This window comes from Pantoea sp. RSPAM1 (assembly GCF_038816185.1).
Lineage (GTDB): Bacteria > Pseudomonadota > Gammaproteobacteria > Enterobacterales > Enterobacteriaceae > Pantoea > Pantoea ananatis.
The window spans coordinates 4,405,914-4,429,799 of the sequence record NZ_CP046137.1 but is presented as its reverse complement, the minus strand read 5'-3'; the positions used below and the strand labels follow the sequence as shown (position 1 = coordinate 4,429,799).

Here is a 23,886-nt window from a genome sequence, read left to right as displayed (position 1 = left end):
CGAAAGTGTGGTTATGTTTAAAGCTCCCATACCCTTACTCGTTCAGGCTGCCGACGCTGTGGCATCCTGATAGCGACTCATTTACCTGCGCAAACGAATCGTGATATGCGCGTTCGCAGCCTTGCTACAGCCCGAATGAGCAGGGTACCCATCAACGCGTGGTGCCCGTTGTGGTTGTGGTTGTTGTACCAGTATTTGCCCCGTCACCACCGCCAGAAGCGGCAACACCGAGTCCTACTAACGCGCCGAGCACCCCGATACCCACAGCGGTCGTCGTACCTGCGGACATGGTGCCCGCCTGTGCGCCCGCTGCAGCACCAGCTTCTTCCGGCGCGGCAAACGCACTGGAAGAGACGGCTACGTAAAGTAATGCCAGACCGGCAATCATGCGTTTTTTCATAACAACACCTACATTGAGTGAATGAAGGATTGCTATCCGACATTTTTGCACAACAGCATAAACCGTTGACGCAAAGCCGAGGGACAGGCCCATTACGGGCGCGTCCAGTATAGGGCAACAAAATACCAGAGTTCAGTAATGTAAAAACCTGTCAGTCTGTGGGGGCGTAAACGGGCTTAATTAAGCAAATTCAGCGTTAACTTATTTTAAAGGCATGGGTTTATCTTGAAAGGCCGGATATTTGTCTGCCAGGACTGAGAAAGCAAAGCGGTTTCTACTTATTTAGTATTCTTTGGTACGGAATAAGAATTATCGGAATTTCCTTACGCGTGGTGAAATTAAATAACATTATAAAACAACAGGTAAGAATGAACTGCGTGCCGTTTTAGGGCCATTTTTAATAAGATTGTCATGATTTAACCCCGGCTAACTTCGGATTTGCCTCAGCCTATTTTAAGAATTATCCAATCCGTATAACGACTTTTCAGATAAAAAGCGGGTTGCACTCTCCATCATAGAATAAAAAAGGCGACTAAATAGCCGCCTTTTTGTGCCTGGGGAAATTTAACGCCAACGCTTGTAGCGATTAATTAAGGCATTAGTGGAGCTGTCATGACTGGTAATATCACTGTCATTTTCGAGCTCTGGCAGAATACGGTTTGCCAGTTGTTTGCCCAGCTCAACGCCCCACTGATCGAAGGTAAAGATGTTCAGAATGGCACCCTGGGTGAAGATTTTATGTTCATACAGGGCAATCAGGGCACCCAGGCTAAACGGCGTGATTTCGCGTAACAAAATAGAGTTAGTGGGCCGGTTACCTTCAAACACTTTAAACGGCACAATATGCGCGACCGACTCGGCAGACTTGCCGGCGTCGGTGAACTCTTTCAGAACCACGTCACGCGATTTACCAAAGGCCAGGGCCTCCGTCTGGGCAAAGAAGTTAGACAGCAGTTTAGGATGGTGATCGGCAAGCGCATTGTGGCTCACCGCAGGGGCGATAAAGTCGCACGGGACCAGTTTGGTGCCCTGATGAATCAGCTGGTAAAACGCGTGCTGGCCGTTAGTACCCGGTTCGCCCCAGATAATCGGGCCTGTCTGATAGGTAACAGGCTGGCCTGCACGGTCAATGTATTTACCGTTCGATTCCATATTTCCCTGTTGGAAATAGGCCGCGAAGCGATGCATATATTGGTCGTACGGCAGGATGGCTTCTGTTTCGGCACCGAAGAAGTTGTTGTACCAGATCCCGATCAGTGCCAGCAGCACCGGAAGATTCTGCTCCGCTGGCGTGGTTGAGAAGTGCTTATCCATGGCGTGCGCGCCGCTCAGCAGCTGCTCAAAATTATCGAAGCCAATAGAAAGGATAATTGACAGACCGATTGCTGACCACAGTGAATAGCGACCGCCTACCCAGTCCCAGAATTCGAACATGTTGTCCGTATCAATACCAAATTCGCCTACCGCTTTGGCGTTAGTGGAGAGCGCAGCAAAGTGCTTTGCAACGTGCTGTTGATCGCCGGCGGTTTTCAGGAACCAGTCACGCGCACTGTGGGCATTGGTCATGGTTTCCTGGGTGGTGAAGGTTTTAGAGGCGACCAGGAACAGCGTGGTTTCAGGACTCAGATCTTTCAGCGTTTCGGCAATGTGGGTGCCATCGACGTTAGACACAAAATGCATGTTCAGGTGATTTTTATACGGACGCAGCGCTTCCGTCACCATGAAGGGCCCGAGGTCAGAGCCACCGATACCGATGTTCACCACGTCCGTAATGGGTTTTCCGGTATAGCCTTTCCAGTCACCGCCGATAATGCGTTCGGAAAAGCCTTTCATTTTTTCCAGCACGGCGTTGACTTCAGGCATGACATCTTTGCCATCAACGATAATCGGCGTATTACTGCGGTTACGCAGCGCGACGTGCAGCACGGCGCGATCTTCAGTGCGGTTAATCTTCTCACCCGAGAACATAGACTTGATCGCACCGCTTAAATCGGTCTCTTTTGCCAGTGCCTGAAGCTTGTCGAGAGTTTCCTGAGTAATGCGGTTTTTCGAAAAATCCACCAGCATCTGGTCGTCAAAGGTGGCTGAGAATTTAGCAAAACGATCGGCATCCTGGGCAAACAGGTCGGCAATTTTCGCCGTTTTCATCTGTTCATAGTGCTCTTGCAGCGCTTTCCAGGCTGCGGTTTGGGTCGGATTGATATTTTTCATGGCAACACTCTTGTTGATATTAAGAACCGTCATTCCATCGGGGTCGCATCGTACCCGGTTAGCATTTCAGTATGACCACAGTTGCAACTGAAAGGAAAATTTTGTCTGCACCATAAAGGCACCATGATGAAAACACGCTGTTTTACGGTCAATAATGCGGCAAGATTTCAGTCTGATTCCATGGTGGAGAGGCTGAAAAGTATGGCCTGTTAGCAGACCGCATACCTTGTGCCACATCAGAAAGTGGTGGCGTTGCTGAAGCCATTAAGCACTGTAGTCGCTGCATTAGGGCAAAATTTGTTATCCGGTGCGCTCTGCATGAAAAATTGTCCCACAGCGGTCATTGACAGCAGGGCCAGAAATCGATAAATCTATGCGCGCTACTTGCGCACCCGTGCGCAAGCCAGAAGAGGCGCGTCGCCCAGGCAGTGTGTTGGAGGAACCGTATCCGGCGATAACACATCAGGGGGAGCGACGCCGAGGTGGTAAACACACGGTGTGTTGACTGTCGGCTACAGGGGCTGAATCCTCTGGGTTGTCACCAGAAACGTCCACAGTCGGACGTTTTGCAAGGTGGAGCGCTTCTGGGTGACTCGTCTATTCGATCTTACCCGTTTCTGCTCTTTCCTTGTGCTTAGGCTGAATTACTGTTTCTCACCCGTTAACGGATGAGGGCAACGTACCCTGACACGAGGTCATACAATGTCTCTGAATCTGAATGTAGCGAAATTTGGCGGTACCAGCGTTGCCGATTTCGATGCCATGAACCGTAGCGCCGATGTGGTATTGCAGGACAGCAATACCCGGCTGGTGGTGCTCTCTGCCTCTGCAGGCATCACAAACCTGCTGGTCTCTCTTGCCGAAGGCCAGGAGACATCGCAGCGTGCAGCGCAACTCGATGACATTCGCCGCATTCAATACGCTATCATCGATCGTCTGCAAAATCCGGACGTCATTCGCGACGAAATCGACCGCATCATTGATAACATCGGCATGCTGTCCGATGCGGCCGCGCTGGCCACGTCTAACGCCTTAACCGACGAACTGGTCAGCCACGGTGAACTGATGTCGACCTTGCTGTTCGTTGAGATCCTGCGTGAACGCAAGGTTAATGCAGAATGGTTCGATGTACGCAAAGTCATGCGTACCAATGACCGTTTTGGCCGTGCTGAGCCCGATGTGGCCGTACTGGCTGAACAGGTTAGCGCGCAGCTGCAACCGCGTATTGCGGCGTCACTGGTGGTAACCCAGGGCTTTATCGGCAGCGAAGAAAAAGGGCGCACGACCACGTTAGGTCGCGGCGGCAGTGACTACACGGCGGCCTTGCTGGGTGAAGCGTTAAAAGCCTCGCGCGTGGATATCTGGACGGATGTGCCAGGGATCTACACCACCGATCCGCGCGTAGTGCCTGCGGCAAAGCGTATTGATGAGATCACCTTTGAAGAAGCGGCTGAAATGGCCACCTTTGGGGCCAAAGTGCTGCACCCTGCGACGCTGCTGCCTGCAGTGCGTAGCGACATTCCGGTGTTTGTTGGTTCCAGTAAAGATCCTGCCGCGGGCGGTACGCGCGTCTGCAATGAGACGGCGAATCCACCGCTGTTCCGTGCGCTGGCGCTGCGCCGCAAGCAAACCCTGGTCACGCTGCACAGCCTGAATATGCTACACACGCCGGGCTTCCTGTCTGAAGTCTTCAATATTCTGGTGCGTCACAACGTGTCAGTGGATCTGATCACCACGTCGGAAGTAAGCGTGGCGTTAACGCTGGATACCACGGGATCAACCTCAACGGGCGACAATCTGCTGAGCCAGGCGCTGCTGACGGAGCTGTCGTCACTCTGTCGGGTGGAAGTGGAAGAAAACCTGGCGCTGGTGGCCATTATCGGCAACGAATTGTCGAAAGCCTGCGGCGTAGGAAAAGAGGTCTTCGGCGTGCTCGAACCTTTTAACCTGCGGATGATCTGCTACGGTGCCAGCAGCTACAATCTCTGTTTCCTGGTGCCGGGTAATGATGCTGAAAGCGTAGTGCGTACACTGCATCACAATCTGTTTGAATAAGCGCTCAGCCGCCAGTGGGTTAAAGCCGGTCTTTGTCCGGCTTTTTCACGACAGGCCGCCAGGCGGCACAGCGTGCTTTCACAGTCGTCCCTCACTCGCTTATTAGGATATCTGTTTATGCTTGCCACCTTAACTCGCCTGTTTCCTTTGTGGGCAATCTTGTTGTCTGTCGCTGCCTACTATTCACCCACGACCTTTCTTGGCGTCGGTCCATGGGTCGCTTATCTGCTGATGCTGATTATGTTTGGCATGGGCGTAACGCTGAACATTGATGATTTTAAACGCGTACTGACGCGCCCGGCACCGGTTATTGCCGGCACCTTCTTACACTATCTGGTCATGCCGCTGGCTGCCTGGGCGCTGGCTAAGCTGTTTCATATGCCGCCGGATCTCGCTGCGGGGATGATTCTGGTGGGCAGCGTTGCCAGTGGAACCGCTTCTAACGTTATGATCTATCTGGCGAAAGGCGATGTGGCCCTGTCGGTGACGATCTCGTCGGTGTCAGCATTGGTGGGCGTGTTTGCCACGCCGCTGTTGACGCGCTTTTACGTGGATACGCACATTCAGGTTGATGTCGCTGGGATGCTACTGAGCATCGTGAAGATCGTCGTGATCCCTATCGGGTTAGGCCTGATCATCCATCACACTATGAACAGCGTGGTGCGCCGGATCGAGCCCTATCTGCCAGCCTTTTCCATGCTCTGTATTCTGCTGATCATCAGCGCCGTCGTGGCAGGTAGCCAGGGCTTTATTGCCTCAGTCGGTGTCATGGTGATTGCGGCGGTCATCCTGCACAATGCCATTGGTCTGCTGGGAGGCTACTGGGGCGGTAAACTGTTTGGCTTTGATGAGTCCACCTGCCGCACGCTGGCGCTTGAGGTCGGTATGCAAAACTCAGGACTGGCCGCAACGCTGGGCAAACTTTACTTTTCTCCTCTGGCCGCGCTGCCGGGTGCCCTGTTCTCTGTCTGGCACAACCTGTCCGGTTCACTGCTGGCGGGTTACTGGTCGGGTAAACCTGTTGAGAAAAAGAAGTAGTTTTCTGCCTGCACAACCGACATCACGGGGCCGGATGGCCCCTGTAAATTAATCCCCGTCCCGTTCGTCATCCGGCTGTTCCAGCACCGTGTAGGCCACTGCGCAGAACAGGGAGTTCAGCCGCTTCATATCACCCAGCAGGCCCAGATGGAGAGAGCTGGTTTCAATGCTCTGCACATTCTGCTGGTGCAGGCGATTGACGTGTGAATGGGAATAACGGCGTATTTTCAGGCGGAAACGGTGTTTGGCTCGGCGCAACCGCTTCGCGCTGGTGACGTCGTGCGAGAGGAAAACCGACAGGCTCAGCCGCAGGTTTTCAACCAGCTGTTCGTAGAGGGACTCAAGCTCTTTCATGCCTTCAGGCGAAAAGGTTCGGCGCACGGCAAGAGACTTATCGGCTACATCGCCGCTCATGCGTTCAATGATATCGCCTGCCATTTCCAGATTTAGCGACGTTTCAATCACTTCTCCCCACCGGCGAGAATCCTGCTCTGATAAGTCCTCTTTGGGCATGCGCGCCAGATAGAGTTTGATGGCGGTGTAGAGCACATCGACGTCATCATCCAGCCGCCGCACGCGACGTTCCGCGCGTGCTTCTCCACGAACCACTTGCAGAAACGTGTCCAGCATCTGCTCCAGCACGTCGCCCATGCGCAACGCTTCGCGCGCCGCGTTAACTAACGCCAGTGCCGGTGTATCCAGGGCGCTGCTGTCAAGGTGCCTGGGTTTCAGCGTGGTATCGCTTTCGGCATCGTCAGCGATCAGTCGGCAACACAGACGCGCCATGGCATCGGCGAACGGCACCATCACCACGCAGCGAATCAGGTTGTAGAAAACGTGAAAGAAGATCACCAGCTCTTCGTCGTTCACCGGCAGCTTGTCCAGCCATACCGCAACCGGATCGACAAAGGGCAGAATCAATACGCAGCCAATCAGCTTAAACAGCAGGCTGCCCATCGCCACGCGTTTACCCGCCGCGTTGGAGCCACTGCCGTTGATGACGGCCAGTAAACCACTGCCGAGGTTAGCGCCAATCACCAGGCACAGCGCCACCTTAAAGGCGATCACGCCCGTTGCCGTCAGGGTGGCTGTAATCAGCACCGCTGCCAGACTAGAGTAGCTGATAATCGCAAAGACCGCGCCGATCAAGGCATCCAGCATCACATCGCCCGTTAAGCTGGAAAACAGCACCTGCACGCCCGAGGCCTGGGTAATTGGCCTGGCGGCTTCGACAATCAGCTGCAGCGCCAGCAGGATAAGCCCCAGACCAATGCTGGTCCGTCCAAGCTGTCCTGCGCGGGTTTGTTTGCGGCTGATGAAAAACACTACGCCAAAAAAGATAAACAGTGGTGAAAGCCAGGAGAGATCAAACGTCAGGACGCGCGCCATAATGGCTGTTCCGACGTCAGCACCCAATATCACCACCAATGCCGGTGTCAGGCTCACCAGGTTTTGGGCCACAAATGAGGTCACCAGCAGCGTGGTGGCATTGCTGCTTTGTACCAGCATGGTCACGCCAATGCCGGCCAGGAACGCCATGGGTTTCTTTTCGACACTGCGGCTGAGCACCCGGCGCAAATCGGCACCGTATACGCGCATAATTCCGGAGCGGGTAATGTGCGTGCCCCATACCAGAAGCGCAACGGCAGAGAGTAAGTTAAGCAGGGTTAACACGTATAGTGGCTCCTTAACCATCAGGCTTCAGGCGGTTCAGATTGCCAGCCTGATGGAGAACGCAATCTGATCACGTGATTGCCGGACGCTGTACAATTTTTTTCAGTGTTTTAAACAACCTGCGCAACGTCGACATCTCTAAATGTAGACTACTCTGGCGATCTACATGGACAAATCCGGCCTGCGCGCACCGCTTCGTTTACCGGGCGAGTCTTTTCAGGCCGATTGGACGGTCAGCGCTGGCGCATCGCACAGGCAAAGACAGAGACGTTCAGTGGGCGCGGGGCTGACCGGAGAGGGCCGCGGGTGATACACGGTTGCTGACCCCGGCAGGTCAGCACAGGAGCGGGTTTAAGGCGGTCATGCTCTTAACCCTTACCGCCGCACGGGAAAGGGCGCCAGCTTCAGTATGCTGAGCCCGCCAGCAGGGCATGATGGACTGGCTTATCATGGGGCACATCAAGCAGTGAACACAGGGTGCCACAAAGCTCGGTTTGTTGAGGCGCCAGCCCGGGCCTTAGCGAGAATCCCTCGCCAAACACAAACAGGGGAACGGTCGTTTCTTCTGGCAGCATGCCACCGTGCGACCGGTCGTCGTTCATCCCGTGGTCGGCCGTGACGACGATCTGATAGCCTTCTGCCAGCCAACCGGGCATCCACTGCGACAGATAGCCATCCGCCATGCGCGCGCGGTTACGGTACTGCGCAGAAGACAGGCCATGCTGATGCCCGGCATGATCGATATTCATCGGATGAATCAGCAGAAAATCCGGGTTGTAACGTAACCGAAGACTCTCGGCATCTTCAAACAGGTGCGAGTCTGGATAGCCGTCATCGACGTAAAAATGACCAAACTGAACAGGCAGGGTCGGGGCCTCAGTGTGACGATCGCGTGCCGGGACGAAAGGCGTGCGGTTATACAGTTCGCTTATCCAGTGGTAAGCGGCGGCGGCGGTGGTAAGTCCGGCATCGCGCGCATAGTGAAACACACTGCGTTCGCGGCTCAGGCGGTTTACGTCGTTATGAATGATGCCACTGCGCACCGGCGCAACGCCGGTCAGAATACATTCATACAGCGGACGTGACAGCGAGGGTAGTTCGCAGGTCAGGCTGTAATAATGCCCTCTGTCCTGGGCGCATTCCGCATGCAGGTAACCCATAGCATGTTGAGCAACGTAGTGACTCAGGCCGTCCAAAATCACCAGAATCGTTTTCATGTTTTCTCCTTACTGCGCTGCTGAATTTGCGCGTCTGAGTCCTCAGGGAGGACGGTGAGGTTATCTGACGCGGTGACAGGCTTAGATTTCACGTCTTATTACTGCCTGCGCAGGAGTTATTTTTGATAGTGTGCGCACACTAACCTGTTGCGGGCCGTCTGCTTTCTGATGACGTCTTGCTTACTGCATCGCGTTTTTTTGCGGCCACCTGACTTCACTGTCAGAGGACAGAAGCCACGCGCCAGCTCAGGGCAGTAAACCCCTTCATTCAGAGACGTCGGTGAAAGCATTATCTGACGCCGTCGTTCGCAAAAGCCGAGCCAATGTAGTCTGCGGATATGAAAAATGGATGACAGGCTTAACAACCCGCGGCACGGCGAAAATCAGCCGCCGTAGCGGGCCGATGTGAGCCGCAGTAACACCGCAATAAAAAACCGGCCTGTACAGCTGTGTTATTCCGCCTTAGGGAGACGGAATTCACCCTGCCTGACAGGGAACACGACACGTCTCAACGTTGTGTCGGAGAGGGCATCGTATGCGGTAAGCCTGACGGCTATATTGTGATTTGGGTCACACTAAAGCATGATAACGCTAACCTAACTTCATTCGATTTTGAGGCGTGACATGAGTGATAAAAACCCTGTAGCACAGAAGATTGCGCGCCTGATGCAGTGGGTACTGAACGCGGGGCTGTTAATCCTGGCCTTCATTCTGATGGTATTTTTGGGCAAGGAGACAGTACATCTGGCCAATGTGCTGTTTAGCACCGGTGAGCAGGCGTCTTCCTACCTGCTGATTGAGGGCATTGTGATTTATTTTCTCTACTTTGAGTTCATTGCACTCATCGTGAAGTACTTTCAGTCGGGCTACCATTTTCCCTTGCGCTATTTTGTTTATATCGGGATTACGGCCATCATCAGGCTGATCATCGTCGACCATAAAAATCCCTTTGATACGCTGTGCTACTCTGCGGCCATCCTGCTGCTGGTGATCACGCTGTGGCTGGCAAACAGTAACCGGCTTAAACGCGAGTAATCACGTTCTCAGCATTCAGGACGGGTGTTCCTTGTATCGCTCTGCGCTAAACTACCTCTCTGAAAATTTTTAGGGGAAAGTGCCATGACGCAAGACCCGCTCCGTTCGTTACGTTCACTCAACTGGCTGGCGCTGGACGATGCCGCATTGACGCAACCGCTTCGTGACTGGTTAATGGAAGAGGATTCCATGACGCGACGCTTTGAACAGCATTGCCAGAAGGTCAGGGTGGAACCTGTACAGGAGGGCTTTATCTCCGCCGATGAACTCGGCGATGAAGGGGCATTACTCCCTGCCGATCAGCGTTTCTGGCTGCGAGAAGTCATTCTCTACGGGGATGAGGAACCCTGGCTGGCAGGGCGCACGCTGGTGCCAGAAAGTACCCTTAACGGCCCGGAAGCGATGTTACAGCAACTCGGTACGCGCCCGCTGGGGCGTTACCTGTTCTCTTCTTCAACGCTGACCCGCGATTTCATTGAACCTGGCCGCGTTGATGCGCTCTGGGGACGCCGCTCGCGCCTGCGACTGTCAGGGAAACCGCTGCTGTTAACGGAACTGTTTTTACCGGCTTCGCCGCTCTATCGTGATCAAGGTTAAGGGTTTGACCTGTGCAGAACACACAAAACATGACGAAATGGCAGGTTTACAGCCGCCTGATGCGAATTGATAAACCGATTGGCGCTCTGCTGCTGCTGTGGCCAACATTGTGGGCGCTGTGGTTGGCGAAGATGGCTGTTCCGCCCCTGCACATACTGGCGGTGTTTGTCGCCGGGGTATTTGTTATGCGCGCCGCAGGCTGTGTCATCAATGATTATGCCGATCGCAAGGTCGATGGTCATGTTGAGCGCACGAAGCAGCGGCCGCTGGCAAGCGGTGCCGTCACCGCGAAAGAGGCCAAATACTTATTTGCGGTGTTAGGGCTGATTGCCTTTGCCCTGGTGCTGAGCATGAACCTGATGACCATCATGCTCTCGGTCGTGGGCCTGGCACTGGCCTGGGTTTATCCGTTTATGAAGCGCTATACGCATTTGCCGCAGGTGGTGCTGGGCGCGGCATTTGGCTGGGCGATTCCCATGGCATGGTCAGCAGTTAGTGAGTCCTTACCTCTTGTTTGCTGGCTGGTATTTCTGGCTAACATTTGCTGGACGGTGGCCTATGATACGCAATATGCCATGGTCGATCGCGATGATGACCTGAAGATTGGCGTTAAATCAACGGCGATATTGTTTGGCCGCTACGACAAATTTATCATTGGTTTGCTGCAGTTGGCGACGCTGGTAATCATGGCGTCGGTAGGGATGATTCTGGATCTGAACGGGGCCTTTTACTGGACACTATTGCTGGCTGCGGGGCTGTTTGCTTATCAGCAAAAGCTGATCGCAGAGCGCGATCGCCAGGCCTGTTTCCGCGCTTTTCTGAATAACAACTACGTAGGGCTGGTTCTGTTTCTGGGCGTGCTGATGAATACGCTGCCGTTTTCACAGCTTTTTTAACAGCCATTGAAAGAACATCGCAGCCAGCTTGTGGATTGGAAAGTGGGTTAAAGCAGGTCGTTGCGCCATGCCAGCATGCGAATAAAAAAGGCGACCTTAATGGTCGCCTTTTTCGTTGTCGCTGACCCGTTAATCGTGCGCGACAGCGCTTTCAATGGTCATACGGACATCGTTGGTAACCAGCTCAGCCAGGATATGCCAGGTCGCCAGCGTCTGCGCCACGTCTGCATCGCCACTGTCGCTGATATAGCCCTCATCACGCAGTGTGAGCACCAGTGAGGAGAACACCGCTTTATCAAAGAACTCTGGCGCGTTGATGCCGTGCAACACGCTCAGACGCTGCGCCAGGGTGCGGCTCTCTTTTTCCAGCGTGCCACGGTTGATGGTGGGCTTGGCACTCAGGATGGAGAACGTAATGGCGTAGCGCTGCAGCGTCTCACGCACACCTGCGGCCAGTAGCTGAAGCGTACGGTAACGTGCGGTATTGAACGACAGCAGGCCCGCTTCAATGGTGATCAGTCCCTGACGCGCCAGTTCCTGGCACAAATCAGTGAGCAACTGCGGCAGTTGGTCATTACTCCAGCGCAGGAACAGTTCGCTCTTCAGCATCGGGTAAATCAGACTGACCTGACGCAGCAGTTCGGCTTCGCTCAGATTACGGTGCTGCTGCACAATCGCCGCAATCAGCGCTGGCATCACCAGCATATGATGAATGTTATTACGGTAGTAGGTCATCAGTACGGCCTGCTCGCGCGGCAGAATAATGATGTCACCAATACTGTCTTTCTCACTCTCGAACTTGTTCATGCTAAGGGCATGGTCCAGCAAGGCTTCGGCGGACATGTCTGGCAATGTTGCATCCGGTGAGTAGGGCACATTGCGCAGCAACTGGGTGTAGCACTCCAGTTGTTCAATCAGCTGCTCGCGAGTTAGTGAGCGCTGACGTGAAGCAAGCAGGGCGGTCACGCACAGGTTCATGGCATTCGCCGCGCCGGCTTCATTGATACGCACCATAATAGTGGCCGCGATATCATTCGCCGTCGGGGTTAACCAGCCCGGGCGCTGGGCTTCAATGGGATCGATAGAATCCCGCCATTCAGGAACGCGCTTGTTCAGATAATTTATCAGCGGCAGCGGCTCACCAAAATTCACGTATCCCTGGCCGAGGTTACGCAGCTTGCGCAAGCCGCGCACCATCTGCATAAAGCCTTCTTTCTCTTTAACGGCGCCGCGCAGTTCTTTCGCGTAGGTTCCCACTTCCATGACGTGTTCATAACCGATGTAAATAGGCACTAACGTGATAGGGCGCGTACCACCGCGCAGCATGGCCTGCAGCGTCATGGATAACGTCCCGGTTTTAGGATCCAGCAGTCGGCCAGTACGTGAACGGCCGCCTTCAACGAAATACTCAACGGAATAGCCGCGGGTAAAAAGCTCGCCCAGATATTCGCGGAAAACGGTGGAGTAGAGCTTGTTGCCCTTAAAGGTACGGCGAATAAAGAAGGCACCCAGACGGCGGAAAATCGGCCCGGCAGGCCAGAAATTCAGGTTAATACCGGCGGCGATGTGCGGCGGTACCAGCCCCTGGTGGTACAGCACGTAAGACAGCAGCAGGTAATCCATGTGGCTGCGGTGGCAGGGCACATAAACGATCTCGTGGCCGTCCTGCGCCAGCTGACGCACGCGCTCACCGCCGTTCACGTTGATCCCCTGATAGAGGCGGCTCCAGAGCCAGCCCATTACCCGGTCCGTCACGCGAATGGCTTCATAGGAGAAGTTGGCGGCAATCTCTTCCATCATCTCGATGGCGTTCTGCTGCGCCTTCTCATGGGAAATCTTTTTACTGCGGGCTTCGTCTTCTACCGCTTTTTCAATCGCCTTCGATTGCAGCAGGCGATTGAACAAATCCTGGCGCGCGGGAAGGCGCGGGCCAACAGCCGCCAGACGCTGACGGGCAAAGTGGATACGGGCAACCCGGGCCAGTTTCTGGGCGATGGATTTATCCGTGCCGTGCTCAGTCGCCATACGACGCAGAGAGACGGTCGGTGAGAAGCGCACAAAACTGTCACGTCCATGCCAGAGCACGGCAAAGAATTTTTGTACGCCGTTAAGCAAGCGCAAATGCGGTGGATTGTCTTCACCCTGCACTTCCCGGCCAGGTGCACGACCAAACATAACTGAAACCGGTAACATCTGAATATCAAGCTCAGGATTACTGCGGTGCAGATCAAGATATTCGTGGAAGATTTTTACCGACTCGACGCTGGGCACGAAATAGGGGAACACGCGCGGACCGTCGTGAATAAAGACATGGCGCGGCAACAGGGCCCCGTCAATTTCCAGTGGTGAGAGCGGATCGGGCAGATCGTGCCGGATGCACTGCGCACGCAAAGTGAGGAGATCGGCCTTTGAATCATAAGGCAGGACATACATAATAGGCCGGGTAGGATCCAGCCCATGTTCGGATACGGGATCGGCCGGAATGGCCTTACTCTTTACCAGAAACGAAAGGGGTAAATTCAGTAATTTATAAAAAAGTATACGCCAACCTGACATAGACAATATGAAGCCTCTTGTTAGCAAAGCGGCGCAAGCTTATCAGAAAGCGCAGCAAAAATCTGTGACAGCGACAATTGTGCGCTGCCCAATATTGACGTCAATCCTTTGAAAAGAGTTCCTTTATTATGACAAATAATGCCACCGGCCTTAACCGTATTGTGAAAGCGGCCGGCTATTCATGGCAAGGTCTGCGTGCTGCCTGGCAGCACGAAGCCGCTTTTCGCCAGGAAGCGGTTGCCGCAGTGGTGGCGATTATCCTGGCCTGCTGGCTGGATGTCGATACTGTTTCGCGCATCCTGATGATTGGTTCTGTCGTGCTGGTGATTATTGTCGAAGTCCTGAACAGCGCGATAGAAGCCGTGGTAGACCGCACAGGCCAGGAGCGTCATCCGCTTGCCGGGCGGGCAAAAGACATGGGATCCGCTGCTGTTTTTATCGCAATATTACTGGCCCTTTTTGTCTGGGGAACGCTGCTTTGGTCGCATTTGCGATAAGCGTTCCATCTCGGCTCAAATAACTGATTTTGGCCTGAGTTTTGGTTTCCATTTCACCAATACCTGTATATACTCACAGCGACTGTATAAACAACCAGGGGGCGGGATGAAAGCATTAACCAGCAGGCAGCAACAGGTCTACGACTTGATTCGCGACCACATTAATCAAACAGGCATGCCGCCAACGCGCGCAGAAATTGCTGCACAACTCGGTTTTCGTTCGCCCAATGCGGCCGAAGAACACCTGAAAGCACTGGCGCGTAAAGGCGTGATTGAAATTGTCTCTGGTGCGTCCCGCGGTATCCGTTTGTTAATGGAAGAAGAGCCATCAGACGGCCTGCCGCTGATTGGTCGTGTTGCCGCCGGTGAGCCATTACTGGCCCAGGAACACATTGAAACGCATTACAAAGTGGATCCCGACATGTTCAAGCCTTCAGCGGATTTTCTGCTGCGCGTAAGCGGTATGTCAATGAAAGACATCGGCATCATGGATGGCGATCTGCTGGCCGTACACAAAACGCAGGATGTGCGCAATGGTCAGGTTGTGGTGGCGCGCATCGATGACGAAGTCACGGTGAAACGCTGGAAAAAGCAGGGTTCTGTGGTACATCTCTTACCTGAAAACAATGATTTCGAGCCTATCGTTGTTGACACCCGTGCCCAGTCACTGACCGTTGAAGGTCTGGCCGTGGGCATTGTGCGTAACGGCGAGTGGCTGTAAAACCGGTTAAGATTGTCGGCTTTCGTCAATCTTACTCTTCCCCTGCTTATCCTTACTCTTCCGCTGCGGGTTGACCTGAAACCCCGGCGGTTAATCGCACGGATTCACGAATGCGCTTTCTGACGGCTACCGATAAAAAACTGTGGCGGTTAGCGCTGCCCATGATCCTGTCAAATATTACGGTTCCTTTGCTCGGCCTGGTCGATACAGCCGTTATTGGTCATCTTGACAGTCCGATCTATCTGGGCGGCGTCGCCGTCGGCACAACCGTCACCAGCTTTGTCTTCATGTTGCTGCTTTTTCTACGCATGAGTACTACGGGCTTAACGGCACAGGCATTCGGTGCGGGCGATAAGACCGCGCTGGCGCGTGCGCTGACACAGCCACTGATCATCGCCCTGGTGGTCGGCATCCTGTTTATCTTTCTCCGCTATCCCGTCACCGCACTGGCGACCCGTTTTGTCGGTGGGGATCCGTCGGTGCTGGAACAGGCTGCCCTGTTTATTCATATTCGCTGGCTCAGCGCGCCCGCAACGCTGGCTAACCTGGTGATTCTGGGCTGGCTGCTGGGCGTTCAGTATGCCCGGGCACCCGTCATCCTGCTGGTGGTGGGTAATGTCATCAATATCTTGTTAGATCTTTGGTTGGTTCTGGGCCTGCACTGGGGCGTGGCCGGTGCTGCCACCGCCACCGCGCTGGCAGAATATGTGACGTTGCTGGTCGGTATGGCGATGGTGTGGCGCGTATTAAGGCTCCGTGGCATCACGTTTGATATGCTTGCCCGCAGCTGGCGTGGCGATATTCATCGCCTTCTTCGCCTTAACCGCGATATCTTACTGCGCTCATTGCTCTTGCAGCTCTGCTTTGCCTCGCTGACCGTACTGGGGGCCCGTATTGGCCCGGACGTGGTAGCGGTAAATGCTATCCTGTTGATGTTTATTACTTTTACCGCTTATGCTCTGGACGGCTTTGCCTACGCCGTCGAGGCTTTTGCTGGCGAGGCACACGGGGCAAAAGACGGTAGCCGACTGCAGCAGGTATGGTTGTCTGCCTGTCGCCAGGCCCTGTTAGTGGCGCTGTTTTTCTCGCTGGCCTATGCTTTTTTTGGCTATCAGATCGTGACTTTGCTGACTTCGATTCGTGCACTGCAAGAGGCGGCCGATAGTTTTCTGATTTGGCAGACGGTGTTACCGCTGATCGGCGTCTGGTGCTATCTGCTGGATGGCATGTTCATTGGCGCCACGCGGGGCAGAGAAATGCGTAACAGCATGGCAGTGGCTGCGCTGGGGTATTTCCTGACGCTCACGACACTGCCTTGGCTGGGCAACCATGGTTTGTGGCTGGCTATCGCCGTTTTCCTGGCCCTGCGTGGCTTATCCCTATGGCTGGTCTGGCGGAAGCACTGGCGTAATGGCACCTGGTTCAATGCCTGACCGCTTAACCGGAATTATGACGCAGGATACATAATATTTTCATTTTTTCCGGCAAATCTGAAATTACCTACTACAATTAACTTTGAATGGCGCTGATGACCAGCGCTTTATATCGTGATTTTGCTTAACTGCAAGATAATGCGAAACCGAAGGATAACGTGGAGGTCTGCAATGAATAAAGACGAAGCGAGTGGTAACTGGAAACAGTTCAAAGGAAAAATGAAAGAGAAATGGGGCAAGCTGACCGATGATGACATGCAAGTCATCGAAGGGAAACGCGATCAGCTGGTCGGTAAAATCCAGGAACGTTACGGCTACGCAAAAGAAGAAGCGGAGAAGGAAGTAACGGCCTGGGAAGGTTCTAATAAAGATTACCGCTGGTAATCACGCTTTTCAGGGACGCTCCTACCCGGGTCGGTACGCTCATGCCGGCCACCGCACAAGGATGTGCAAACTAGCTCCGCTTACCGCGCTTTTTCCCTTCAGTATGATGGTCGTGATCGCAATGTTCATGCTGTTCACACGCCTCAACTTCAGCACAGTTCTCGCATAAGCCGTGCGCTTCGATCACGCTATTTCTGAGGACAAAACGGGCTTCCTCAGCCAAAGAGGCGATGATCTGCTCCGCGCCCTGAGCCTGCTTTTCGGTCACGCCGGCACAGCGATCGCATACCAGCATAACCGACGTGTGCGCAGGTGCTTCGAAGTGATGGCACATTACGTAGCTGTTATTTGATTCCACCCGATGAATAAATCCCTGCTCCAGCAGGAAATCCAGCGCGCGATAAACGGTGGGCGGTTTTGCCTGTGGCTCGCTAACCCGCAGCTGATCCAGCAGATCATAGGCACTGATTGAGCCAGGCTGTCCGGCCATCAACCTCAGCACCTCTGCTCGCTGTGTTGTCAGGCGAACACCGCGCTGTAAACACAGCTTCTCAGCCTGGGTCATAATTTGCTCTGGCGTCATGGTTGACATGAAAGTTCTCCGCTGGACAGGTGATGTTATCTTATCACAATAATTATGTTGACGTTGAACCTCGCCAGAGTCCCCAGGCCTGCCTTTTTGCCCGCTTTTACCCCTGTTATCCCCCCGCCAACAGCCCGCCTGAGGCCAGTGTATTTCAGAATGTTTATAGATATTTTTTACTTTTACTTTACATCTCACTGAGTTAAGCACTAATGTTTAAATGTTCTTAATAAAGTGCTGGCTCAGACCGGATTTGCCTGAAGCTTTTCTGGCGGTAACTGCACATATCGGATCGAAAAATAATCAATCCACGGAATTGCGCCACTATTTACTCTGAATTCACAGCAATAAAGCGTTAGCAATCCTCCACAATGGAGCTAACAAACTATTCAGTCGTTAATGTTTTGACGGCAATATTTCAGGTGATGATAAGCAAATGGCAAAATTAACCGTACCACGTTCCGTTCTTGTTTTTCCTGCAGTGTTCAATGCCCTGGTTTTTTCATCTTCCGCGCTGGCCGCAGGCACCTGGTATGATGCCCGTAACGATGCCATGGGTGGAACAGGCGTGGCGTCCTCGACCTACGGATCAGCCGTTCTGGCCAACCCGGCCTTAATGACCAAAGCGAAACCTGATGACGATGTCAGCATCATTCTTCCCAGTGCCGGTGTGCAAATCAGCGACAAAGACAAGATGGTCGATAAGATCGATAACATCACTGACACAGTGAATCGCTATCAGGATCTGTTCAAAAATGCATCGGGGTTTGAGCTGTTGCGTCGTATTCCTGAGATACAGGCGGCGTCAGGCGACTTAGCGAATACGCTCCGGGACTTACGCGGTAACAAAGCCAATGCCACAGCGGGCGTGGCAATCGCCGTCACCATCCCTAACGAGACCCTGCCTTTTGCTTTTGTGACTAAGGCTTACGGTACAGCACATGTACGCGCAAACGTGAAAGAGGGTGACATTGTCATACTGCAGGGCGTTGCTGATGGCACCTTTGCAGGTATTCCTGGCGGTCCCTTTGGGCTGGCTAATGTCCAAAACTTGCTGGGTTCCAGTGCCAATGGGCTGGCTGCACTAAATACGGATTACGGTATCGCCGTTGCGCATGAATTCACCATCGCCGGTCAGCCTGTTTCAATTGGCATTACACCCAAGCTGCAAAAAACCTGGCTGTATAACTATTCTGCCAGCGTCTATAACTATGACAAAAACGATTTACGCGATGGCCGTTACCGCAGCACGGAAAGTGGCTTCAACATTGATGCCGGCATGGCGACAGTTTTTGCTGAAAACTGGACGCTGGGCGTGACCGGACAAAACCTGGTTTCCCGCGATCTGGAAACGAAAGAAGTGAACGGTTATCGCGATACTTACGAAATCCGGCCGTTAGTCACAGCGGGTCTGGCATGGGATAAAGGTCCCGTTACGTTGACAGGCGATGTTGATCTGACTGAAACCCACCGTTTTAAATCGCAGGAAAACAGCCAGTACGCTGGCGTCGGTGCGGAATACCGTGTACTGGACTGGCTGCAGTTACGTGCTGGTTACCGCGCGGACATGCGTTCGACTGATGAAAACGTAGCCACAGCCGGTTTCGGCCTGTCACCATTCAATAATTCTGTGCACCTGGATCTGGCGGGTTCGGTAGGCCAAAACAATACCTGGGGCGCGATGGCTCAGCTCGGATTTAATTTCTAATCTCCGCCATTCACGGGCGGGCGATACCTTGTCGCCCGCCCTTATGCTATCCTTGCGCAGAATATCATCACTGTTAACCACCGGACCGACTGCGCTTCATGACAGATACTTTTTCTTCCCAACGCTTCTCCATTGCCCCCATGCTCGACTGGACTGACCGTCACTGTCGCTATTTCCATCGCCAGCTTACGGCTGACACGCTGCTGTATACCGAGATGGTAACAACGGGCGCGATTATTCATGGCAAAGGCGATTATCTGGCATACAGCGAGCAGGAGCACCCGGTCGCATTGCAGTTGGGCGGCAGCGACCCGACAGCGCTGGCGCAGTGTGCGGCGCTGGCAGAGCAGCGCGGTTACGATGAGGTGAACCTCAATGTCGGTTGCCCGTCAGATCGGGTACAGAATGGTCGTTTTGGCGCCTGCCTGATGGCGGAAGCTGGCTTAGTGGCTGACGGCATCAAAGCGATGCGCGATGTCGTGAGTATTCCGGTAACGGTTAAAACGCGCATCGGGATTGACGATCAGGACAGCTATGCTTTCCTTACCGACTTTATCGGCACGGTTGCCGAACGCGGTGGCTGTGACACCTTCATTATCCATGCCCGCAAAGCCTGGCTTTCCGGACTCAGCCCGAAAGAGAACCGTGAGATCCCACCGCTGGACTATCCACGGGTTTACCAGTTAAAACGCGATTTTCCTCAGTTAACGATTGCGATTAACGGCGGCGTTAAAACGCTTGAAGAAGCGAAAACGCATCTTCAGCACTTGGATGGCGTTATGATGGGCCGCGAAGCCTATCAAAACCCCGGTATCCTCGCACAGGTGGATCGTGAATTATTTGGCCGCGACCGTCCTGCTGTCGATCCGGTTGCGGTGGTGCGCGCGATGTATCCTTATATCGAGGCAGAACTGTCGAAAGGCACCTATCTCGGCCATGTCACGCGCCATATGTTGGGCCTGTTCCAGGGCATTCCTGGAGCACGTCAGTGGCGTCGTCATCTTAGTGAAAATGCGCACAAACCTGGCGCTGATGTCCGCGTGCTAGAGGCGGCGCTGGCGTTGGTCGCCGACAAAATTCCTCAGGAAGCCTAGTTCTGCCAAACCAGCCATCAGGCTGGTTTTTTTAACACCATAATGTAGTGAATTTCATCATCATTGGGCTGGGGCTATCCTGTTATCTTATTTAAAATCAAAAAGTTAACCTTTGGCACGTTTCTTGTAATAGATAATCTATTGATAATGAGGAGCACCAAAATGGACATACTTTTTGTATTGGGTTTTTTCCTGATGCTGTTATTCACCGGCGTGTCGCTGTCAGGCGTCATTGCTGCCCTGATCGTCGCGACGGTGGTGATGTTTATCGGTGGCGTGTTTGCGCTTATCGTACACGTTCTGCCCTGGCTCATCCTGGTGGTGGCAGCGGTGTGGCTTTATCGCCGCTTTTTTACTGATGAAGACACGCGTCGACGCAACAGGCTCAAACGTCGCTTCAGCCGGCTGGAAAGAGATGGCCGGTACTAAATGTGGGCGAGATCACAGGTTAAGAGATTGCCGGTAAGATAATGGCTGCGGATCATACTTTTTACTTATGTTTTCTGTCAGGATGGCTCGCGTGATTTCGTCATCTCTTCATCTCTTCATCGCTTCTGCCCCTACATCAGTGCGAATGAAAAATAAAAGAAGGGCTTCCTGCGGGAAGCCCTTTTTATTTCACGGGATTAACAGGCTCGATCCGTGCGTGGCCCGGCTTTCCAGCACCTGATGTGCCTTACTGGCGTCTTTAAGGGCAAATTGTTGCTGTTCTGGCACATCGACCTTAATCGCACCGCTGGCCAGCAAAGAAAACAGCTCAGCGCTGGCTGTCTCCAGTTCCTGGCGATTGGTGATGTAACCAAACAGGGAGGGCCGGGTAACGAACAACGATCCCTTTTTGTTCAGGATACTGAGATCGATATTGGTCACCGGACCCGAAGCATTACCAAAGCTCACCATCAGCCCCTGACGGCGCAGACAGTCGAGCGAGGCCTCCCAGGTCGCTTTACCCACGGAGTCATAGACCACGCCAACCTTTTCGCCTGCGGTCAGTTCCATGACGCGCTTGGCAATATCTTCTTGCTGGTAGTTAATGGTGGCCCAGGCGCCGGCGTTTTTTGCCCGCGCCGCTTTTTCTGCAGAGCCGACGGTGCCAATCAGGTGTGCGCCAAGCGCTTTCGCCCACTGGCAGGCAATCAGCCCAACCCCACCGGCCGCGGCATGAAACAGGAAGGTTTCGTCCGGTTTTACCTTGTAGGTCTGACGAAGCAGATACTGTGTGGTCAGGCCTTTGAGGAAACTGGCGGCTGCCTGCTCAAAGCTAATTGCATCCGGTAACAGCATCAGGCGCTCTTCAGCTACATTGTGACGTTCACTGTAAGCGCCCAGCGCCGCCTGGCAATATACGACGCGATCGCCGGGCGTAAAGCGCGTAACGGCCGAACCGACGCGGGTGACGACACCGGCCGCCTCGGTGCCCAGCCCCGAGGGAAAATGGCCCGTTGGATACAGGCCGCTGCGCACGTAGGTATCAATATAGTTAATACCAATCGCGCGATTCTCTACCTGGATTTCATGCTCGGTGGGATCGGCAAGCTCAAAATCGACCCAGTTTAAGACCTCGGGACCGCCGTGTGCGTTGAACTGAATACGCTTTGCCATTCTTACTCCTGTGATTGTTTCATCATGAGGGTGAGGCGCGCCCCTTAACTGAGGTATACTTGCGCGTCCCCACAGAAGATCGGTAATGCATTCACTATGGCAGGAAATAAACCCACCAACAAATCGAACGAAACGCAGGATCGCCAGTTAGAAGGCGTGAAAATGCCGCCGCATTCGCTGGAAGCGGAGCAATCGGTACTGGGTGGGTTAATGCTGGATAACGAGCGCTGGGACAATGTGTCCGAACGCGTCGTGGCTAATGATTTCTTTAATCGCTCGCACCGTCTGATTTTTTCCGAGATGCAGCGCCTGCTGGAAAACAGTAAGCCAATCGATCTGATCACCCTGTCAGAATCGCTCGAAACGCGGGGCGAACTGGAAATGGCAGGCGGTTTCGCCTATCTGGCTGAGCTGGCCAAAAATACGCCCAGTGCTGCGAACATCGGCGCTTATGCCGATATCGTGCGCGAACGCGCCGTGGTGCGCGAAATGATCGCTGTGGCAAATCAGATCGCCGATGCCGGTTACGATCCGCAAGGGCGCAGCAGTGAAGATCTGCTGGATTTTGCTGAGTCCAACGTATTTAAGATTGCAGAGGCGCGGGCCAATAAAGATGACGGCCCAAAGAACATCGAGCAGATTCTTGAAGCGACCGTTTCTCGCATTGAGTCGCTGTATCAGACGCCGCATGATGGTGTCACCGGAGTGGATACCGGCTACCAGGACCTGAATAAGAAAACCGCCGGGCTTCAACGGTCAGACCTGATTATTGTGGCTGCCCGTCCGTCTATGGGTAAAACCACCTTTGCCATGAACCTGTGCGAAAATGCCGCGATGCTGCAGGACAAGCCGGTTCTGATCTTCAGTCTGGAAATGCCCAGCGAGCAGATCATGATGCGTATGCTGGCTTCCTTGTCGCGCGTGGATCAAACGCGCATTCGTACCGGCCAGCTCGACGATGAAGACTGGGCACGGATTTCAGGCACCATGGGCATCCTGCTGGAAAAGAAGAATATGTATATCGATGATTCTTCTGGCCTGACGCCAACCGAAGTGCGTTCGCGCGCGCGTCGTATCTACCGTGAGAACGGTGGACTGAGCCTGATTATGATCGACTACCTGCAGCTGATGCGCGTACCGGCACTGTCAGATAACCGTACGCTGGAAATCGCAGAGATTTCGCGTTCACTCAAAGCGCTGGCAAAAGAGCTGAATGTGCCGGTGGTGGCCTTATCCCAGTTAAATCGCTCTCTGGAGCAGCGCGCAGATAAACGCCCGGTGAACTCCGATCTGCGTGAATCCGGATCGATCGAGCAGGATGCTGACTTGATCATGTTTATCTATCGCGATGAGGTCTACCACGAAAACAGCGATCTTAAAGGGATTGCCGAGATCATCCTGGGTAAGCAGCGTAACGGCCCCATCGGTACCGTTCGTCTCACCTTCAACGGTCAGTGGTCGCGTTTCGATAACTACGCTGGGCCGCAATACGACGACGAGTAATGCTGCTGTGTGCGGACATGCACGATCTGTGCATGTCGGCCCCCGCCGTGCGAAATAGTGTTGGACAAGCCTGCAGATAATCGGGTTATCTGTAGTAAAGCAACACTTTACGCGATGGAAACAGCATGACTCATGTAGACGATTACGATCTGAAAATCCTCACTCTGTTACAATCCAATGGCCGCCTGACTAATCAGGAACTCAGTGATTTAGTGGGTCTTTCTGCATCGCAATGCTCACGCCGCCGTATCAATCTTGAACAGGCAAACCTTATTCTTGGCTATCATGCGCGTTTGTCGCCCGACGCCGTCGGTCTTGGCATGATTGGGCTAATCGAAGTGCGCCTGATCAACCATACCGCCGACTATGTTGAGAGCTTTCATCAAATGGTAGAACGGGAAGAGGCCATTGTTGATGCTTATAAAACGACCGGCGATGCTGACTATCTGCTTAAAGTCGCGGTAGCTGACTTAGCCTCGCTCAGTGCGTTAATCAGTCAGCTTTTAGCCGGGCACCAAAGCGTTTCCCATATCAAAACGTCGGTCGTGCTAGGCAGACTGAAAGAGAATGGCCTGATGATGAGTGCGGAACCGGCTGTGCGCCAAAAAAGCGCATGATGTGCCATTTTGGTGCAGATTAAACGCGGTAAACCGCCTTATTTTGCGCTATCTGTGCATAAAAT

The 23,886-nt window shown here is 53.6% G+C and carries 21 protein-coding genes and 1 riboswitch; of the genes, 14 read left to right on the top strand and 7 right to left on the bottom strand.

Translation table 11 applies throughout. The features are described 5' to 3' along the window. Positions 1 to 151: 151 nt before the first annotated feature. Entirely contained in the window at positions 152 to 400 is a 249-nt protein-coding gene (yjbE, locus tag GKC68_RS21235; RefSeq protein ID WP_026020991.1) for an exopolysaccharide production protein YjbE, read from the bottom strand. A 564-nt stretch (positions 401 to 964) separates the two neighbouring features. Beyond that, positions 965 to 2,611 (bottom strand): glucose-6-phosphate isomerase, encoded by a 1,647-nt coding sequence (gene pgi, locus GKC68_RS21230; protein WP_342656481.1) that lies wholly within the window; start codon positions 2,609 to 2,611, stop codon positions 965 to 967. Positions 2,612 to 3,010: 399 nt separating this feature from the next. Continuing rightward, a riboswitch (Lysine riboswitch) is annotated at positions 3,011 to 3,203 on the top strand. 110 nt (positions 3,204 to 3,313) lie between these two features. Here pgi and lysC point away from each other — a divergent pair. Further along, the gene (lysC, locus tag GKC68_RS21225) at positions 3,314 to 4,666 is read left to right on the top strand and encodes a lysine-sensitive aspartokinase 3 (RefSeq protein ID WP_014595054.1); all 1,353 of its coding nucleotides are present in this window, start codon (positions 3,314 to 3,316) and stop codon (positions 4,664 to 4,666) included. Between the two features lie 117 nt (positions 4,667 to 4,783). Next, positions 4,784 to 5,704 carry a ketopantoate/pantoate/pantothenate transporter PanS gene (panS, locus tag GKC68_RS21220; RefSeq protein WP_342656480.1) on the top strand — a complete coding sequence of 307 codons (921 nt, stop codon included), beginning with the start codon at positions 4,784 to 4,786 and terminating at the stop codon, positions 5,702 to 5,704. A 48-nt stretch (positions 5,705 to 5,752) separates the two neighbouring features. On the opposite strand, the gene GKC68_RS21215 is transcribed toward panS, so the two are convergent. Further along, complete coding sequence (locus GKC68_RS21215) at positions 5,753 to 7,378, bottom strand: Na/Pi cotransporter family protein (RefSeq protein WP_028722833.1); 1,626 nt, start codon at positions 7,376 to 7,378, stop codon at positions 5,753 to 5,755. Positions 7,379 to 7,782: 404 nt separating this feature from the next. Further along, positions 7,783 to 8,595 carry an alkaline phosphatase family protein gene (locus tag GKC68_RS21210; RefSeq protein WP_047714342.1) on the bottom strand — a complete coding sequence of 271 codons (813 nt, stop codon included), beginning with the start codon at positions 8,593 to 8,595 and terminating at the stop codon, positions 7,783 to 7,785. A 624-nt stretch (positions 8,596 to 9,219) separates the two neighbouring features. Here GKC68_RS21210 and psiE point away from each other — a divergent pair. The 3 genes from psiE (at position 9,220) to ubiA (ending at position 11,123) form a co-directional block, all read left to right on the top strand. Beyond that, on the top strand, positions 9,220 to 9,630 hold the full coding sequence (gene psiE, locus GKC68_RS21205) for a phosphate-starvation-inducible protein PsiE (protein WP_028722835.1): 411 nt from the start codon (positions 9,220 to 9,222) through the stop codon (positions 9,628 to 9,630). An 84-nt stretch (positions 9,631 to 9,714) separates the two neighbouring features. Continuing rightward, complete coding sequence (ubiC, locus tag GKC68_RS21200; protein ID WP_028722836.1) at positions 9,715 to 10,227, top strand: chorismate lyase; 513 nt, start codon at positions 9,715 to 9,717, stop codon at positions 10,225 to 10,227. A gap of 11 nt (positions 10,228 to 10,238) precedes the next feature. After that, on the top strand, positions 10,239 to 11,123 hold the full coding sequence (ubiA, locus tag GKC68_RS21195) for a 4-hydroxybenzoate octaprenyltransferase (RefSeq protein WP_342656479.1): 885 nt from the start codon (positions 10,239 to 10,241) through the stop codon (positions 11,121 to 11,123). 129 nt (positions 11,124 to 11,252) lie between these two features. On the opposite strand, the gene plsB is transcribed toward ubiA, so the two are convergent. Next, on the bottom strand, positions 11,253 to 13,679 hold the full coding sequence (plsB, locus tag GKC68_RS21190; RefSeq protein WP_047714340.1) for a glycerol-3-phosphate 1-O-acyltransferase PlsB: 2,427 nt from the start codon (positions 13,677 to 13,679) through the stop codon (positions 11,253 to 11,255). Positions 13,680 to 13,807: 128 nt separating this feature from the next. Between plsB and GKC68_RS21185 the strand changes: the two genes are divergently transcribed. From GKC68_RS21185 to GKC68_RS21170, 4 genes are all read left to right on the top strand, one after another. After that, entirely contained in the window at positions 13,808 to 14,176 is a 369-nt protein-coding gene (locus GKC68_RS21185) for a diacylglycerol kinase (RefSeq protein ID WP_013024155.1), read from the top strand. 106 nt (positions 14,177 to 14,282) lie between these two features. Next, the gene (gene lexA, locus GKC68_RS21180) at positions 14,283 to 14,897 is read left to right on the top strand and encodes a transcriptional repressor LexA (protein ID WP_014606946.1); all 615 of its coding nucleotides are present in this window, start codon (positions 14,283 to 14,285) and stop codon (positions 14,895 to 14,897) included. Positions 14,898 to 15,007: 110 nt separating this feature from the next. Then, complete coding sequence (gene dinF, locus GKC68_RS21175; RefSeq protein ID WP_047714339.1) at positions 15,008 to 16,330, top strand: MATE family efflux transporter DinF; 1,323 nt, start codon at positions 15,008 to 15,010, stop codon at positions 16,328 to 16,330. A gap of 171 nt (positions 16,331 to 16,501) precedes the next feature. Further along, positions 16,502 to 16,714 (top strand): CsbD family protein, encoded by a 213-nt coding sequence (locus GKC68_RS21170; RefSeq protein WP_014606944.1) that lies wholly within the window; start codon positions 16,502 to 16,504, stop codon positions 16,712 to 16,714. A gap of 70 nt (positions 16,715 to 16,784) precedes the next feature. On the opposite strand, the gene zur is transcribed toward GKC68_RS21170, so the two are convergent. Beyond that, a complete protein-coding gene (zur, locus tag GKC68_RS21165; RefSeq protein ID WP_047714338.1) occupies positions 16,785 to 17,306 on the bottom strand; it encodes a zinc uptake transcriptional repressor Zur in 522 nt (173 codons plus the stop codon). 427 nt (positions 17,307 to 17,733) lie between these two features. Between zur and GKC68_RS21160 the strand changes: the two genes are divergently transcribed. From GKC68_RS21160 to pspG, 3 genes are all read left to right on the top strand, one after another. Beyond that, positions 17,734 to 19,005 (top strand): conjugal transfer protein TraF, encoded by a 1,272-nt coding sequence (locus GKC68_RS21160; RefSeq protein ID WP_058706496.1) that lies wholly within the window; start codon positions 17,734 to 17,736, stop codon positions 19,003 to 19,005. 98 nt (positions 19,006 to 19,103) lie between these two features. Continuing rightward, on the top strand, positions 19,104 to 20,099 hold the full coding sequence (dusA, locus tag GKC68_RS21155) for a tRNA dihydrouridine(20/20a) synthase DusA (protein ID WP_047714336.1): 996 nt from the start codon (positions 19,104 to 19,106) through the stop codon (positions 20,097 to 20,099). Between the two features lie 162 nt (positions 20,100 to 20,261). Continuing rightward, a complete protein-coding gene (pspG, locus tag GKC68_RS21150; protein WP_047714335.1) occupies positions 20,262 to 20,528 on the top strand; it encodes an envelope stress response protein PspG in 267 nt (88 codons plus the stop codon). Between the two features lie 189 nt (positions 20,529 to 20,717). On the opposite strand, the gene GKC68_RS21145 is transcribed toward pspG, so the two are convergent. Continuing rightward, the gene (locus GKC68_RS21145) at positions 20,718 to 21,701 is read right to left on the bottom strand and encodes a quinone oxidoreductase (protein WP_342656478.1); all 984 of its coding nucleotides are present in this window, start codon (positions 21,699 to 21,701) and stop codon (positions 20,718 to 20,720) included. 96 nt (positions 21,702 to 21,797) lie between these two features. Here GKC68_RS21145 and dnaB point away from each other — a divergent pair, with 96 nt between their 5' ends. Both dnaB and GKC68_RS21135 read left to right on the top strand, forming a co-directional pair. Continuing rightward, positions 21,798 to 23,204, top strand: a complete 1,407-nt coding sequence (dnaB, locus tag GKC68_RS21140; protein WP_013024164.1) for a replicative DNA helicase — start codon at positions 21,798 to 21,800, stop codon at positions 23,202 to 23,204. 125 nt (positions 23,205 to 23,329) lie between these two features. Continuing rightward, on the top strand, positions 23,330 to 23,821 hold the full coding sequence (locus tag GKC68_RS21135) for an Lrp/AsnC family transcriptional regulator (protein WP_028723003.1): 492 nt from the start codon (positions 23,330 to 23,332) through the stop codon (positions 23,819 to 23,821). Positions 23,822 to 23,886 lie beyond the last annotated feature (65 nt).